At 69.9% G+C, this 15,203-nt stretch carries 16 protein-coding genes; 5 read left to right on the forward strand and 11 right to left on the reverse strand.

Features of this window, described 5'->3' with window-relative positions:
- Positions 1-41 precede the first annotated feature (41 nt).
- From AB0I34_RS13350 to AB0I34_RS13365, 4 genes are read right to left on the reverse strand one after another with little or no spacing between them, the layout of a single operon-like run.
- On the reverse strand, positions 42-701 hold the full coding sequence (locus AB0I34_RS13350; protein WP_360444357.1) for a (2Fe-2S)-binding protein: 660 nt from the start codon (positions 699-701) through the stop codon (positions 42-44).
- On the reverse strand, positions 698-1,474 hold the full coding sequence (locus tag AB0I34_RS13355) for an ABC transporter ATP-binding protein (protein ID WP_360444360.1): 777 nt from the start codon (positions 1,472-1,474) through the stop codon (positions 698-700). The genes AB0I34_RS13350 and AB0I34_RS13355 overlap by 4 nt, the downstream gene beginning before the upstream one ends.
- Before the next feature lie 3 nt (positions 1,475-1,477).
- Entirely contained in the window at positions 1,478-2,506 is a 1,029-nt protein-coding gene (locus AB0I34_RS13360) for an iron chelate uptake ABC transporter family permease subunit (protein WP_360444363.1), read from the reverse strand.
- Positions 2,503-3,552 (reverse strand): iron ABC transporter permease, encoded by a 1,050-nt coding sequence (locus AB0I34_RS13365; RefSeq protein ID WP_360444366.1) that lies wholly within the window; start codon positions 3,550-3,552, stop codon positions 2,503-2,505. Before AB0I34_RS13365 ends, AB0I34_RS13360 begins: the two co-directional genes overlap by 4 nt.
- 75 nt (positions 3,553-3,627) lie before the next feature.
- On the opposite strand from AB0I34_RS13365, the gene AB0I34_RS13370 reads away from it, so the two are divergent.
- Positions 3,628-4,611 carry an iron-siderophore ABC transporter substrate-binding protein gene (locus tag AB0I34_RS13370; RefSeq protein ID WP_360444369.1) on the forward strand — a complete coding sequence of 328 codons (984 nt, stop codon included), beginning with the start codon at positions 3,628-3,630 and terminating at the stop codon, positions 4,609-4,611.
- Between the two features lie 72 nt (positions 4,612-4,683).
- Positions 4,684-5,328 (forward strand): hypothetical protein, encoded by a 645-nt coding sequence (locus AB0I34_RS13375; protein ID WP_360444372.1) that lies wholly within the window; start codon positions 4,684-4,686, stop codon positions 5,326-5,328.
- A gap of 391 nt (positions 5,329-5,719) precedes the next feature.
- Here AB0I34_RS13375 and AB0I34_RS13380 read toward each other — a convergent pair whose 3' ends face one another.
- The 5 genes from AB0I34_RS13380 to folP all read right to left on the reverse strand — a co-directional run bounded on the left by AB0I34_RS13380 (position 5,720) and on the right by folP (position 9,560).
- Positions 5,720-6,640 (reverse strand): alpha/beta hydrolase, encoded by a 921-nt coding sequence (locus tag AB0I34_RS13380; protein WP_360444375.1) that lies wholly within the window; start codon positions 6,638-6,640, stop codon positions 5,720-5,722.
- Between the two features lie 67 nt (positions 6,641-6,707).
- Positions 6,708-7,307, reverse strand: a complete 600-nt coding sequence (locus tag AB0I34_RS13385) for a TetR/AcrR family transcriptional regulator (RefSeq protein WP_360444378.1) — start codon at positions 7,305-7,307, stop codon at positions 6,708-6,710.
- 14 nt (positions 7,308-7,321) lie between these two features.
- A complete protein-coding gene (locus AB0I34_RS13390) occupies positions 7,322-8,008 on the reverse strand; it encodes a class III extradiol dioxygenase subunit B-like domain-containing protein (RefSeq protein ID WP_360444381.1) in 687 nt (228 codons plus the stop codon).
- Positions 8,008-8,751 carry a pyrimidine reductase family protein gene (locus AB0I34_RS13395; protein ID WP_360444384.1) on the reverse strand — a complete coding sequence of 248 codons (744 nt, stop codon included), beginning with the start codon at positions 8,749-8,751 and terminating at the stop codon, positions 8,008-8,010. Before AB0I34_RS13395 ends, AB0I34_RS13390 begins: the two co-directional genes overlap by 1 nt.
- Positions 8,748-9,560 (reverse strand): dihydropteroate synthase, encoded by an 813-nt coding sequence (gene folP / locus AB0I34_RS13400; protein WP_360444672.1) that lies wholly within the window; start codon positions 9,558-9,560, stop codon positions 8,748-8,750. The genes AB0I34_RS13395 and folP overlap by 4 nt, the downstream gene beginning before the upstream one ends.
- Positions 9,561-9,760: 200 nt before the next feature.
- Here folP and AB0I34_RS13405 point away from each other — a divergent pair, with 200 nt between their 5' ends.
- From AB0I34_RS13405 to AB0I34_RS13415, 3 genes are read left to right on the forward strand one after another with little or no spacing between them, the layout of a single operon-like run.
- Positions 9,761-11,077 carry an L-fuconate dehydratase gene (locus AB0I34_RS13405; RefSeq protein ID WP_360444387.1) on the forward strand — a complete coding sequence of 439 codons (1,317 nt, stop codon included), beginning with the start codon at positions 9,761-9,763 and terminating at the stop codon, positions 11,075-11,077.
- Positions 11,074-11,826, forward strand: coding sequence for an SDR family oxidoreductase (locus AB0I34_RS13410; RefSeq protein ID WP_360444390.1), 753 nt, complete (start codon positions 11,074-11,076; stop codon positions 11,824-11,826). The genes AB0I34_RS13405 and AB0I34_RS13410 overlap by 4 nt, the downstream gene beginning before the upstream one ends.
- On the forward strand, positions 11,823-12,785 hold the full coding sequence (locus tag AB0I34_RS13415; protein WP_360444393.1) for an aldo/keto reductase: 963 nt from the start codon (positions 11,823-11,825) through the stop codon (positions 12,783-12,785). Before AB0I34_RS13410 ends, AB0I34_RS13415 begins: the two co-directional genes overlap by 4 nt.
- A gap of 2 nt (positions 12,786-12,787) precedes the next feature.
- Here the strand turns inward: AB0I34_RS13415 and AB0I34_RS13420 are convergent, their stop codons facing one another.
- Entirely contained in the window at positions 12,788-13,096 is a 309-nt protein-coding gene (locus tag AB0I34_RS13420) for a DUF2218 domain-containing protein (RefSeq protein WP_360444396.1), read from the reverse strand.
- Between the two features lie 19 nt (positions 13,097-13,115).
- Positions 13,116-15,179 (reverse strand): copper-translocating P-type ATPase, encoded by a 2,064-nt coding sequence (locus AB0I34_RS13425; protein ID WP_360444399.1) that lies wholly within the window; start codon positions 15,177-15,179, stop codon positions 13,116-13,118.
- Positions 15,180-15,203 lie beyond the last annotated feature (24 nt).

A 15,203-nucleotide genomic window follows, 5' to 3' on the forward strand; every position in this document is an offset into this window, starting at 1 on the left:
CGCACGGCGGCAATCCTTCGGATGAAGGCGGCCTAGACCAATCAGCGGAAACGCGGGCAGGTGGTGCAGGCGTTCACGTTCGGCAGTACGTAGACATAGCAGCACGACGTCCGCTGCTTCTGCTCCAGCGAGACGGCGAACGCCTCAGCGGCCTGATCGGCGTACGGCGCCTCGTCCGGCAAACGGATCGCGGCCCGCACCTCGTCGTCGACCGCACCGAAGCGCTGCAGCGACCCCAGCTTCACCGCGGGCACATAGGAGTCCAGAAACGCTGCCGTGTGGGCCTTCAGCTGTTCGGCCGCCGTGGCCATCGGCACGACCTCCTGCGACAGCAGCGCGACCTCGACCGGATAGTGCGCGGTCGGGTGCCGCCGGAACGCCAGTGCCGACGGCGACACCTCAGGTGAGACACCGGTTGCGGCAGCCGTCACGCCGGCCACCAGTGAGGGGACCTGGACGTACCACATCAGCGTGAACATCGCGGCGACCTGCACCGGCGGATCGATGGCGTACTCCCGCCCGTAGTCCTGCTGCACAGCAGTCCGCCACGCGTACGTCGGATCGCCACCACTCTGCTGCTCCGAGAGCACGTGAGCGCACGACACCCACTCCGGTCCGGGCACGGAGTCCGCCGTACGCACGGACATCCACGGCACCGAGTCGGCGAGGACGTCCGCGAGATCGCTGACGGAGTGGCTCACCCGACCAGCCTACGGTCCGGGACGACGACCGGTGCTCCCCCGACGTCGACCACGGTGGCCTGCAGACCGAAGACGTCGTCCAGCAGTTCCTCGGTCAGTACGTCGACCGGCCGCCCCTCGGCCGCGATCCGGCCCTCGCCCATCACCACGAGGTGATCGGCGTACTGCGCAGCGAGGGTGAGGTCATGGAGGACTACCACCACGGTCCGGCCGGACGCGTGCGCGGCGGCGTGGACGACGTTCATCACGTCGACCGCGTGGGCCAGGTCCAGGTACGTCGTGGGTTCGTCGAGCAGCAGGTGTGGCGTGCCCTGGGCCAGGACCATCGCGATCCAGACCCGTTGCCGTTGGCCACCAGACAGCTGGTCGACCGGGCGCTCCCGCAGTTCGGTCAGCTCGACGGCCGCCAGGGCCTCGTCGATCGCGGCGTCGTCCTCAGCGGTCAGCCGCCCGAACAGTCCGCGGTGCGGATGGCGTCCCCGCGACACCAACTCGGCAGCAGTGATCCCCTCCGGCGTCACCGGCCCTTGCGGCAGCACGCCGAGCTTCCGGGCCAGCTCACGCGCCGGCAGCTTGTGGATGTCCTTGCCGTCCAGCAGCACGTGGCCACTCTGCGGAGTGAGCAGGCGGCTCATCCCACGCAGCAGTGTGGACTTGCCCGATCCGTTCGGCCCGACCACAGCGGTCAGCTGTCCGGCCGGCACCTCCAGCGTCAATCCGGACACCACCGGCGCATCCGCGCCGTACGCAAGGGTGAGGTTCTCGACGTGCACTGATCAACGTCCCTTCTGCTGGCGGCCGATGAGATGTAAGAGGTACGGCGCTCCGCACGCAGCCGTGATGACGCCGACCGGGAGTTCGTACGGCCCGACCTGCAGCCACTGCAGGCCGTTTCGCGCGACCAGATCGGCCAGTACGACGAACAGCGCACCGAGCATCGCGGTGGTGAGCAGCGGCGGTCGCTCCATCCGGGTCAGCCGCTGCGCGATCTGCGGCGCCACCAGTGCGACGAACGCGATCGGTCCCGCTCCCGCCGTCGCCATCGCGGCCAGCACCGTCGCCACGATCAGCAACGCCAGCCGGATCCGGGCGACCCGCACGCCGAGCGACGACGCGACATCGTCCCCGAGCACCAGCGCGGACAGGTCCCGGTTGAACATCATTGCTACCGGCAACAAGAGCACCACGGCGAACAGCACCGGAATCGCGTCGCTCCAGGCCCGCGCGTTCAGCGAACCGGCCAGCCACGCGGCGGCCCGGCCCGCGTCGTTGACATCACCGATCACCAGCAACCACGCGACGAGCGAGTTGGCCGCGGCCGCGATCCCGACCCCGATCAGCACCACGCGTCCCGCGTCGACCACACCACGCTGGATCGACAACGCGCCGACGATCAACGTCGCGATCAGCCCACCCAGTACGGCGGCCAGCGGGATGCCGACCTTGGCCGCGGCGCCCGAGATGTTCCCACCGCCGCTGCCGGCCAGCACGATCACCGCGACGGCACCCGCGGAAGCACCGGAGTTGACTCCGACGATGTCGGGAGAGGCCAGCGGGTTGCGGGACAAGGTCTGCAGCAGAGCACCGGAGACGGCGAACGCAATGCCGACCAGCAGGCCTGTGGCCACACGTGGCAGCCGCAACTCGAGCACCACGAGACGGGTGCCGCGACGGCCACCACCGAGCAGGACCTCGATCACGTCGGCGAGCGGGAGCTTCGTCGTACCGACACTCAAGGAGACGAGCGCGATCACGATGGCGAGGACCGCGAAGGCCACGCTGAGCATTACCGTCCGCGACTTCACAGCGCCACCGCCCGGCGCCGTACGACGATCACGAACAAGGGCGCGCCGACGATGCCGAGGACGACGCCGGCCTGGACCTCACCGGCACCGCCGACCAGCCTGCCGACCAGGTCGGCCAGGACCAGCGCGGTCCCGCCGATGACAGCCGCGCCCGGGATCAGCCAGGTGTTGCGGGCGCCGAAGATCCGGCGAGCGACGTGGCCGGCGAGCAGTCCGAGGAACCCGATCGGCCCGCAGGCCGCGACTCCCGCGGCGGTGAGCAGGCCGATCGCAACCAGGCCGACCAATCGGGCCCGGCGGATCGACAACCCGAGACCGGCGGCAACATCGTCGCCGAGCGCCAACAGGTCGAGGTCGCGAGCGTTGACCAGGGCGAGGATCAGACCGACCGCCGCGAACGGCAGCACCTGCCCGGCGACATCCAGGCCGCGGCCCGCGACCGAACCGACTGCCCAGAAGCGGTAGCCGTCGAGGGTGGTGGCGTCGAGCAACACGATTGCCGAGGTCAACGCACCGAGCATCGCGGCCACCGCGGCGCCGGTCAGCGCCAACCCGACCGGCGACGCTCCGTTCCCCCGCGAGGCCAGGCGCTGTACGCCGAACGTCGCCACCAACGCGCCCACCAGCGCGATCCACACGGTCGACGAGACCGACTCGACCAAGCCGATCTGCAACCCGAGAACGACGGCGAACGCCGCGCCCGAGCTCACGCCGAAGATCCCCGGCTCGGCCAGCGCGTTGCGGGTGTGGCCCTGCATGAGCGTCCCCGCGACCCCCAGACAGACACCGATCAGGACAGCCACCACCGTGCGGGGGAAGCGCAGGCTGCGGACGATCACATCCGGGTCGGACCCGTTGTTCGCGGTCAACGCATGCCACAACGCGCCAGGCCCGAGCCACCGCGATCCGAACGCGAGACTGGCCGCGAAGGCCAGCACCAGAACGACGACGAGCACGAGCAGCGCGGCAGTACGACGTACTGCGGGACGGCCGGCGCGGACCGGTGGCGGCACGACCGGGCGTGCGGACGGGACGGCGGAGGACATATGGTTAGGGTTGCCTTAGTTCAACGTTGTGGTGAGTCACCTTAACCTGCGAGCCGTCCTGACCAGGAGACACCTGTGCGCCTGCCCCGAATCACCGCCCTGCTCGCCGTCGCCGCCCTGGCTCTGACCGCCTGCGGCTCGTCCGCGGACTCCGAGGACTCCCCGGATGCGGCCGCAGCGTCGTCCGCCGGGTTCCCGCGCACCGTCGAGCACGCGATGGGCAAGACCGAGATCCCGGCCAAGCCGAAACGGGTGGTGGCACTGGACGCGAGCTTCGTCGACGCGACGCTGATCCTGGACACACCGGTGGTCGGGTACACCGACTACCGCAGCATCAACAGGAAGCTGCCGGACTACCTCGGCGACGACCGCAACACCCTGGGCGGCGAGGCGGAGGCGGTCGGCACGCTGGCCGAGCCGAACCTGGAGAAGATCGCCGCGCTCGACCCGGACCTGATCATCACGGCGAAGGTCCGGCACGAGAAGCTCTACGACCAGTTGTCCGCGATCGCGCCGACGGTCATGTCCGAGACCACCGGGCCGACCTGGAAGGACAACATCCGGCTGGAGGCGAAGGCGCTCGGCGCGGAAGACCTGGCCGAGAAGGAGATCTCGTCGTACGAGAAGGCGGCCAAGACCGTCGGCGACGCGATCAACGCGAAGGCGAAGAACCCGGCGATCTCGGTGGTCCGGTTCGTCGACGGGCCGACCCGGCTGTACCAGAACGCCAGCTTCTCCGGCATCGTGCTCAAGGACGCCGGACTGAAGCGGCCCACGCCGCAGGACGTGAACGACTTCGCGCTGGAGATCAGCCCGGAGCGGATCAAGGACGCCGACGGCGACGCGATCTTCTTCACCGTGTACGCCGACGAGAAGGGTCTGAGCGCCAAGACCGCCGGGCAGTTCAAGGCCAACCCCCTGTGGACGCCGCTGGCGCCGAAGGTGCACGAGGTCCCCGACCTCACCTGGATGACCGCGGTCGGATTGCAGGGCGCGTGGTCGATCCTGACCGACTTGGCCAAGACCTTCGACGTGCCCGCTCCGGTCAAGGCCGACTGAGCATCACTGTCGGACGTGGCCGAGGATGACGCCGAGACTTGGACCCACCTAGCACTCGATAGGGTCCGCGGTATGACGGCTCTGACCCGATGGCATGTCGGTCCGTGGACCACGCGAGGTACTCGTCCCGGCTCGCCGTTCGAGCCGGGGCTGAAGCGGACGCCCGACGAGTTGAACTTCGACATCGTCGGGCTGTCCCGGATCCTCGGCCGGCGGCAGACGCTGCCGGAGGAGATGCTGGTCCGCCGCTGCCAGGCCGCGCTGCGCCCGACCGATCCGCGCCCGTGCGGCATCCAGACCCTGACCGATCCGGACCTCGCGCGCGACCTCGCCGAAACCGCCGAACGCGCCTTCACCTGGATCGCCGACCGCGCCCCCTCCGGCTACGAGTTCGCCCTCACCGACGCCGTAGAACTCCGCCCGTTACTGGACCTGGACGCCCCCGTGGTCGCGATCGAGGCCGTCATCCACCTGGCCAACGCCGACCTCCCCGCCGCCCGCCTCGCCGCCTCCCACGTACGCCGCTCGACATCCGGCCACTGGTACGCCGGCGACGCGGTCTGCAACTGGTCGGGTCCCCACGACACGGCAGACGCTGCGATCACCGCCGTACAAGCTGCCCGAGAAGACCTGGTCGCCCAACTACGGCCCGCCGGCCGCGAAGACCTCGCCACCACCGCATCCCGCTGGCCCCCAGTCCCCGTCGAACCCACCTAGCACCACCCCCTCCCAGTCCCACCACGTGCCCCCTCGGGCACTGCCGTTTGATGGGTTGACCCACCAGACGGTGGGTTGGCCCACCGCACGCGGGTAGCCAACCCACCGTCTCGTGGGCTGACCCAACCCAGGGGCCACCCCAGACACGGCGGGCCACACCGAGCAGCGCCATCCGGTGGGTGGACCCACCAGACGACGGCTTCGCCCACCGCACGCCGGTGGCCAACCCACCATCTCGTGGGCTGACCCAGCCCACGACCCACCCCAGACACGGCGAGCCACACCGACCAGCGCCATCCGGTGGGTGGACCCACCAGACGACGGGTTGGCCCACCGCACGCGGGCAGCCAACCCACCATCTCGTGGGCTGACCCAGCCCAGGGGCCTGCGGTTAGGTGGAGTGGGTGAGGGGTGGTGGGGTGGGGGTGGCGTGGGGTTGGAGGTGTTGGCGGAGGAAGGTGAGCTCGGCGCCTACTGCGGCCTCGTGGGCGTCGAGGAAGGGGGCGTAGTGGTTGCCGGGGAGGCGTACCAGGTCGGCTTTGGCGGACATGGAGGCGGCGCTGATGGCTGGGGCGGCGAGGGCGGAGCGGTCGTCGTCGCAGACCACGTAGAGCAGTGGGCAGCGGATGTCGGCGGCGTACTTCGCTGGGCGGTAGAACGCGGCGCGGGGGATTGAGCGCGCGGCCAGCGTCTGCTGCCAGTCGGGGTACTTGTTGCCGGGGTTGAGGACCGCATCGCCCAGCTGGGCGTCGGGGGTGTTGAGCAGCGCGACTGTCCCACGCGGGCCGGACAGCGCCACCAGCTTCGGGGGTCGCCTGACAAGTGCACCGAGGGTGTCCAGTACGGCGCGGCCGGCCAGGCGGAGTGCACCGAGCGGGCTCTGGTAGCGAGACGCCTTGCGAGTCACGACCGGCCCGTCGACGTTCGGGGATTGCGCGATCGCGGCGGCGATCCGATCGTCTTCCGCGGCGAGCTGTACGACGTACCCGGCGCACAACGAGAACGACCAGAGCGCGACCCGCTCGACCCCGGGAAGGGTCGCGGCGAAACCGATCGCCGCCCGCCAGTCCGCCAGCTGCCCGGCGATCGGCGCGACCTGACGCGGCTCACCACCGCTCTCACCGAAGTTGCGATAGTCGAACGCCAGAACACTGAACCCGGCCGCCGCGAACCGCTCGGCGAACCGGTCCGTGCCCGGCTCCTTGGTGACACCGAACCCACCGGTCATCACCACGCAGCCGCCGTTGGACCCCGGATAGTGCCAGCCCGCGCACTCCACACCCGCACTGCTGAACCACACCTTCTCGCGCATACCCAGAAGTGAACCACGCGGTTCGCAAACTGTCCATGGCTCTGCCAGAACCGCCAGCCCCCAGAAATCAGGCGGACTCTTCGCGCTCGAGCGCCCGGACCAGCGCGGCGAACCCGGCCTCGATCCCGGCCCCGTCACCACTGGTACGCCACTCGATCAGGAACCCGCGCAGCGTCGCGAGGATCAACTCCGCGACCTCGCCCTTCCGCTGCTCGGACCACGCCGCCGGACAGATCGAGAGCAACGCCGGCAGATACTGCTTCGACGCCTCCCGGGCCAGGTCGGCGTACCGCGCCGGATCGTACATCGCCAGGCCGATCGCCTGGTCCAGCACCCACGACTCCGGACCGACCAGGATCGGCCACATCGACCGGACCCGATCAGCCAGCGGCCGATCGGCACCCTCGGTCGCGGCCGCGAGACTGCGGCTGATCCGCCGCTCACGCAGCTGCAGGACCGACTCCGTCAGCAGTTCCTCCGGGCCTGCGAAGTGGTACAGCAGCACCTTGTGCGTCGTACCGGCCGCCCGTGCGGCCCGGCGGAGCGAGAAGTCCACCAGCCCGTTCTGGCCAAGGTCGTCGGCGACGCGATCGAGCAGTTCCCGCCGCCGCGCCTCCCCGCGCGGCGACTTCGCCGATCGCCGGTAGCCCACCCGTTCCTCAGTCACCCGGACAGTGTCACTTAAGTGAAGCTGGCAACGAAGTAGCCGACGCCGTAGGGGGCGGCGTCGTACGTCAGGTTGCCGGTCAGAGCGGTCTGGCTGAGTGCACCCGCGAGGACCTGCCATGGAGCGCGACCTGCCGCCTGAAGAACGCTCGCCAGATCCGGGTCGAGGGCAGCGAGGACGTCCAGATCCACGGTCCGCAACGCCTTTGCGACCGTCGCGTCGAAGATCTCGGCCCGAGGATGGAGGTGGACGGGAGCATGATCGCTGCGTCGAGCCGAGCCGTCGCCCATCACCAGCAACCCGATCCGGTCGTTGCCCTCGGCAATCTCTCGCCCGAGGGCCAGGCACACCTCTGGCGGGTCGTCGGCCACTGAGATCGAGGTACGCCGTACGCCGGCGGCCTTGCTCTGGCCGACCAGCCAGGCCCCGACCAACAAGGACAACGGCAACACCGCCTCACCGTCTCCGACCCGCACCTGCGGAGCGCCGTACGCCGCGAAGGTGCCTCCCGCGGAAGCGTCGTACCGGCGCCCGGTGACCGGTCCGGACCCGACGATCACCAGGGCGTCGGCCTCTGCGAGTACGTCGATGGCCGCCAGACAGGCCGCGCGCAGCGGATCGAGCTCCGGCGCGGCGCCGAAGGCGAGCTCGGGCACGATCACCGGCGGATGCGGGCAGACCGCGGCAGCGACGACAGGCACTAGCCGAGTCCCCGGCCGTGGCGCAGGAACAGGAACCCGTCGTCCGTGGCGAGGACCTGCAGCAACGGCAGCGACCGCGCCTCGGTGGCCGCCAGTCCGTCGGTGATCCGGCGTGCTCCCGGTCCCGCCAGCAACGGCGACACGGTCAGGCAGAGCTCGTCGACCAGATCAGCACCGGTCAGTGCGCCGAGAAGATGCGGACCACCCTCACACAGGATCTGCGGCAGTCCGCGCTCGACCAGCCCGGCCACCGCCTGGTTCAGGTCCACGGTCTCGTCACCGCAGATCATCACGTCCGCCACCTCGGCGAGCGCCTCACGCTGGTGGTCCGGCGAGGACGCACAGGTGATGACGATCGGCCGTGCGGGCGCCTCCGTGAAGACTGTGCTGTCGGCAGCCAGTTCGAGTCGGGCAGAGACCACGGCGAGTGTCGGGTTCTCGGGCCAGCCGTGCTCGTTCCGCCATCCACGACGCTTCGCGCCGAGCCGGAGACCGCCGTACCCCTCGGCGCGGAGCGTGCCCGCGCCGACCAGGACGACGTCAGCGAGCATCCGCAGCCGGCCGAGCATGCTCTGGTCGTCCTTGCTGGACAGGCCGCCGGACAGACCCTCCAGGGTCACGGCGCCGTCGAGGCTGGTGACGAAGTTCGCCCGCAGCCGCGGGACGGACCGATCGGGCACCGTGTAGGCAGCGATCAGTTCGTCCTCGGTCAGCTCCGCCCCGACAGCACAGTTCCGGATCACACCAGGCTCCTTCGGGTGTACGCGGGCGTCGCCGTCTTCCGCAGTACGGCGATCAGGTCGAGGGCCTGCCGGGTCCCGGCGATGTCGTGGACCCGGAACACTCGGGCGCCGAGCCAGGCGGCGATGCTGACGGCCGCCAGCGTCGCGGGTCCGCGCCGGCCGGACGGCAGGTCGAGGGTCTCGCCGAGGAAGTCCTTGTTCGACATCGCCACCAGGACCGGCCAGCCGGTCGCGGCCAACTCGTCGATCCGGCGGGTCACCTCGAGCGAGTGCAGTGTGTTCTTGCCGAAGTCGTGGGTCGGATCGATGACGATCCCGTCCGGCCGGACCCCGGCGGCGATGGCTCGCTCGGCCAGTGCGGTGGTCGTCCGGATCACGTCCGCCACCACGTCGTCGTACGCCATCCGGTGCGGGTCGGTGCGGGGTTTCAGCCCACCGACGTGGCTGCAGATCAGCCCGGCGCCGGACTCAGCGGCCGCCGCCGCGATGTCAGGATCGTGGCCGGACCAGGTGTCGTTGATGAGGTTCGCACCGGCCGCACCGACCCGGCGCGCGACCCCGCTGCGGAAGGTGTCCACGCTGATCAGGAGCTCCGGGTGGCGATCGCGCACGGTGGCGACGAAGTCCACGGTCCGGCGCAGTTCCTCGGTCTCGTCGACCGCTTCGCCGTACCCGGCCTTGACGCCGCCGATGTCGACCAGGTCGGCCCCGTCGGCCACGGCCTGGTCGATCGCCGAGAGCGCGGCCTCTTCCGCGAAGGTGGCGCCGCCGTCGAAGAACGAGTCCGGGGTGCGGTTCACGATCGCCATCACCGCGAACTCCCCCGGCCCGAACGACCGGCTGCCGAGCCGCAGCACACCACTGGGTTCCTGAGCCACGCGCCGACTCTATCGGCCGGTCCCAGGGCCGCCGCCGGGCGGCCTGAGCGCCGGCCGACGGTATCGCTCGCGCCACATATCCTATAGGATTCCCCGCGACAGACCGCCCACAGCTGCAGAACGGGTCCTCCATGCCACGGTTCACCGAGTTAGAGACGTACGACGTCCGCTTCCCCACGTCGCTGGACCTGGACGGCTCCGACGCGATGAACACCGACCCGGACTACTCGGCGGCGTACCTGATCCTGCGGACCGATGCCGGCGACGGGCTCGAGGGGCACGGGTTCGCCTTCACCATCGGCCGTGGCAACGACGTCCAGACCGCGGCGATCGAGGCGCTCCGCGACCACGTGATCGGGCTCGACCTGGACGCGACGCTGTCCGACCTCGGCGGTTTCTGGAAGTCGCTCGTCCACGACTCGCAACTGCGCTGGCTGGGCCCGGAGAAGGGCGTCATGCACATGGCCATCGGCGCCGTCGTGAACGCGGTCTGGGACCTGGCCGCCAAGCGGGCCGGCGTACCGCTGTGGAAGCTGCTGGCAGACCTGACTCCGGAGCAGATCGTCGACCTGGTCGACTTCCGGTACCTCACCGACGCGCTGACCCGGGACGAGGCACTGGAGATCCTGCGTGCCGCCGAGCCCGGTCGCGCGGAGCGCGAGGCGACCCTTCGCGAGCGCGGCTATCCGGCGTACACCACCACGCCGGGCTGGCTCGGGTACGACGACGACAAGCTGGTCCGGCTGTGCCACGAGGCGGTCGCCGAGGGCTTCACCCAGATCAAGCTCAAGGTCGGCGCGGACCTGGACGACGACATCCGCCGGATGAGGCTGGCCCGCAAGGCCGTCGGCCCGGACATCCGGATCGCGATCGACGCGAACCAGCGCTGGGACGTCGCCGACGCGATCCGGTGGGTCGAGGCGCTGGCGCCGTACGACGTCTGGTGGGTGGAGGAACCGACCAGCCCGGACGACGTACTCGGGCACGCGGCCATCGCGCGCGCGATCGCTCCGATCCAGGTCGCGACGGGTGAACATGTGCAGAACCGGGTCGTGTTCAAGCAGTTGCTGCAGGCCGAGGCGCTGTCGATCCTGCAGCTCGACTCGGCCCGGGTCGCCGGGGTGAACGAGAACATCGCGATCCTGCTGCTGGCGGCGAAGTTCGGCGTACCGGTGTGCCCGCACGCGGGCGGGGTCGGACTGTGTGAGCTCGTCCAGCACCTGTCGATGTTCGACTACGTCGCGGTCAGCGGGTCGATGGACAACCGGGTGATCGAGTACGTCGACCACCTGCACGAGCACTTCCTGGACCCGGTGGTGATCCGGGACGGGCACTACGTGGCGCCGGTGCGGCCCGGGTTCGGTGCCGAGATGGATTCCGAGACGCTCTGCGACTTCCGGTACCCGAGTGGCAAGATCTGGACCGACCTCACAAAGGAGAACAAGTGACGGACTTCGCCGGCCTCCGTGCAGTTGTCACCGGTGGCGCGTCGGGCATCGGCCTCGCGGCCGCCCAACTGCTGGCCGCCCGGGGCGCCCGGGTGGTCGTCTTCGACCTCAAGCCCGACGTCGCGGAACCGCTGACCGGGATCGCCGCGGATGTGACCGACGACAGTTCGGTCCGCGACGCCGTTGCCGCGGCGGCGCTGCAGCTCGGCGGGATCGACATCGTGGTGAACAACGCGGGCATCGGCGCGCAGGGCACGGTCGCGGCCAACGACGACGACGAGTGGCACCGCGTCCTCGACGTCAACGTGGTCGGCATCGCCCGGGTGACCCGGGCCGCGCTGCCGCACCTGCGCAAGTCCGAATCCGCCGCGATCGTCAACACCTGCTCGATCGCCGCCACCGCAGGTCTGCCGAATCGGGCCCTGTACTCCGCGAGCAAAGGCGCCGTACTGGCTCTGACCATGGCGATGGCGGCGGACCACGTCCGCGAGGGGATCCGGGTGAACTGCGTGAACCCGGGTACTGCGGACACCCCATGGGTCGGCCGGCTGCTCGACGTCGCGGACGACCCGGCGGCGGAGCGGGCGGCGCTGGAGGCGCGGCAGCCGATGGGCCGGTTGGTATCGGCCGACGAGGTCGCGCACGCGATCGCCTACCTGGCCAGTCCGTTGTCGGGTTCGACCACGGGTACGGCGGTCGCCGTCGACGGCGGGATGCAGAACCTGCGGCTTCCGGCGGTGAAATCGTGAAGCTCTTCGGTGACGACCAGCGGATCGGACTCGGCGGTGCGCCGCTGGGCAACCTGCTGGGCGAGGTGCACGACGCCGACGCGGTCGCGACCGTGAACGCCGCCTGGGACGAGGGGTGGCGGTACTTCGACACCGCTCCGCACTACGGTCTCGGGCTGGCCGAGGAACGGCTCGGGGTCGGCCTGCGGGGCAAGCCGCGGGACGAGTTCGTGCTGTCGAGCAAGGTCGGCCGGATCATCTACGAGGCCGAGGACGCGGCGACCGACGACGAAGGGTTCGAGGTCAGCTCGAAGCGGCGGCGGCGCTGGGACTTCTCCCGCGACGGTGTGCTGAGGAGCATCGAGGACTCGCTGCGCCGGATCGGGACCGACCGGCTGGACGTCGTGTTCGTGCACGACCCGGACGACCACTACGAAGAGGCCGTCGCGACCGCCTTCCCGACGCTGATCGAGCTCCGCGACCAGGGCGTGATCGGCGCGATCGGGTCCGGCATGAACCAGACCGCGATGCTGACCCGGTTCGTCCAGGAGATCGACATCGACGCGATCATGCTGGCCGGCCGCTACTCCCTGATCGACCCCGACGGCCTGGACGACGTACTGCCGGCCTGCCTCGAGCACGACGTACAGGTAGTTGCTGTGGGCATCTTCAACTCCGGTCTGCTGTCCCAGCCCCGGCCGGCGCCCGGGGCCACCTTCAACTACGAGCCGGCCGCCGCATCCCTGGTGGACAAGGCGAATCGCCTGGCTGACGTCTGCGAGGCCCACAACACCACCCTGCCTGCCGCGGCTCTCGCCTTTCCCCTCTTCCACTCGGCAGTAGCCGGCATCGCCGTCGGCTGCCGCACCCCGGGGGAGGTCCACACCAACGCGACGCTGGCCCGGACCGAGGTCCCCCAAGCCCTCTGGTCCGACCTGAAGTCCGAAGGCCTCCTCCGCGAAGACGCCCCCACGCCGTAGCGTCAGACTGGCGTCTCACCTACGGACTTCCACACGACCTGCAAGCTGTCTCGCCGGCCGATCTGCTCGATGCGTTCTCCGACGTGTGCGCTCACCTCATCCAGCCGCGCCGGGTCGGCTTCCACCCGCAGCACCAGCCCGTCCTGCTCGGCCCGGATCCGCCAGGTTGCCTCGCCCAGGTCGATGACCAACTCCCCCGGCTCGCTGGACACCAACTTCATCCCACCCGGTTGATGGGCGAAGTGACTGCTCAACTGCTCGACATATCGTTCCGCGCGCGTCGTACCAACGTGCGCCTCGACCACTGCCATCACTGACACTCTCCTGTTGTTAGTTCGCCGCCAACCGCTCTGGTGAGAGGTTGAGGCGGCGGAGTAGTTGGGCGTTGAGGGCCACGACGATGGTCGAGATGGACATCAGGATGGCGCCTACGGCCGGCGAGACGAGGATGCCTGCGAACGCCAGTACGCCGGCAGCCAGCGGGACCGTGATCACGTTGTAGCCCGTGGCCCAGATGAGGTTCTGCCACATCTTGCGGTAGCTGGCCTTCGAGAGAGTGATCACGGACAGGACGGCTCTGGGGTCATCGGCGGCCAGGACCACGCCGGCGGATTCGATCGCGACATCGGTGCCGGCGCCGATGGCGATGCCGACCTCGGCGCGGGCCAAGGCGGGCGCGTCGTTCACGCCGTCGCCGACCATCGCGACCTTGAGCCCACGAGCCTGTAGTTCGGCGACCTTGGCGTCTTTGTCCTGCGGGAGGACCTCGGCGAAGACCTCGTCGATCCCGAGTTCCCTGGCGACCGCGTCAGCCACCTGGTGCGCGTCGCCGGTGATCATCGCGACCTTGACACCGCGCCGGTGCAGCGCATCGACGGCCTGGCGAGATTCCTCGCGAACCTCGTCCTCCAACGCGATCGCTCCGAGCACCCGCCCGTCGCGAACCACGTGCAGCACCGCGGCCCCGCGCTCCTTCCACGCCGCGACATCCGCCTCCAGCTCAGCCGGCTCAGGTACGCCGTACTCCCGCAGGAACGCCGGACCGCCGACGGCGATCTCCGCGCCGTTCACAACCGCCTGGACACCGCGTCCGGTGAGCGACCGGAACTCCGACGCGACCGCGGCGCGGCCGCGACCCGCTGGGACCCGATCGGAATGCGCCCGGACGATCGCCTTCGCCAACGGATGCTCGCTGTCCGCCTCGACCGCGGCCGCCAGTTCCAGCAACTCCTCGTCGGACATGGATCCGGCCGCGGCCACCCCGGTCACGGCCGGCTCGCCTTTGGTCAGCGTGCCGGTCTTGTCGAACAGGACCACATCGATCGTCCGCATCCGCTCCAGCGCCAACCGATCCTTCACCAGTACGCCGGCCTTCGCGGCGCGCTCGGTGGAGATCGCGATCACCAGCGGAATCGCCAGCCCCAGCGCGTGCGGGCAGGCGATCACCAGCACCGTCACGGTCCGGGTCACGGCTTCGTCGAGCTCGCCGAGCAACGTCCACACCACGAACGTGATCAGTCCGGCGATCGACGCGAAGTAGAAGAGGAACGCCGCGGCCCGATCCGCCAGCGCCTGCGCACGGGACGACGAGGCTTGCGCCTCCGCCACTAGCCGTTGGATGCCGGCCAGTGCCGTGTCATCCCCGACAGCGGTGATCTCGACCCGCAGAGCGTTGTCGGTGGCAACGGTCCCCGCCACCACCGAGTCGCCGACCGCACGGGCGACGGGCCGCGATTCGCCGGTGATCATCGACTCGTCGACCTCGGCCTGCCCTTCGACCACAGTGCCGTCCGCAGGCACGCGCCCGCCCGACCGCACCAGTACGACGTCACCCTCGCGCAGGTCGTGCAGCATCACCTCGACCACGCCGTCGTCAGTCACCTTCTCGGCCGAGTCGGGCAGCAGGGCGGCCAATGCGTCGAGCGCACCGGACGCGGCGCCGAGCGCCCGCATCTCCAGCCAGTGACCGAGCAGCATGATCACGATCAGCAGCGCGAGCTCCCACCAGAAGTCCAGGTCGAACCCGCCGATCTCCAAGGTGGTCACCCACGACGCGACGAACGCAACCGTGATCGCCATCGAGATCAGCAGCATCATCCCGGGCCGGCGGGACTTCAGTTCGCTCCATCCGCCGGTCAGGAACGGCCGGCCGCCGTACACGAAGATCACCGTGCCGAGGACCGGTGCGATCAGCCCGGAGCCGGGGAAGTCCGGGCGGGTGTAGCCGAGCAGGTCGGCGAACATCTCGCTGAAGTACACCACCGGCACGGCCAGCGCCAGACTGATCCAGAACCGGTCCTTGAACTGCGCCGCGTGATCCGCATGCCCGGCATGACCTGAAGGCCCGGCGTGCTCCGCGGGCTCAGCGTGCGCGCCGTGCTCGTGCTCCTCCATACCCCGAAGGTACCCCCTAGGGGT

The organism is Kribbella sp. NPDC050281, from assembly GCF_040655855.1.
Taxonomy (GTDB): domain Bacteria; phylum Actinomycetota; class Actinomycetes; order Propionibacteriales; family Kribbellaceae; genus Kribbella.

Coding starts and splice junctions, on each gene's coding strand:
- AB0I34_RS13365 (WP_360444366.1), bottom strand. CDS start 3,552: ATGTCCTCCGCCGTCCCGTCCGCACGCCCGGTCGTGCCGCCACCGGTC.
- AB0I34_RS13375 (WP_360444372.1), top strand. CDS start 4,684: ATGACGGCTCTGACCCGATGGCATGTCGGTCCGTGGACCACGCGAGGT.
- AB0I34_RS13380 (WP_360444375.1), bottom strand. CDS start 6,640: ATGCGCGAGAAGGTGTGGTTCAGCAGTGCGGGTGTGGAGTGCGCGGGC.
- folP (WP_360444672.1), bottom strand. CDS start 9,560: ATGGCGATCGTGAACCGCACCCCGGACTCGTTCTTCGACGGCGGCGCC.
- AB0I34_RS13405 (WP_360444387.1), top strand. CDS start 9,761: ATGCCACGGTTCACCGAGTTAGAGACGTACGACGTCCGCTTCCCCACG.
- AB0I34_RS13420 (WP_360444396.1), bottom strand. CDS start 13,096: ATGGCAGTGGTCGAGGCGCACGTTGGTACGACGCGCGCGGAACGATAT.
- AB0I34_RS13425 (WP_360444399.1), bottom strand. CDS start 15,179: ATGGAGGAGCACGAGCACGGCGCGCACGCTGAGCCCGCGGAGCACGCC.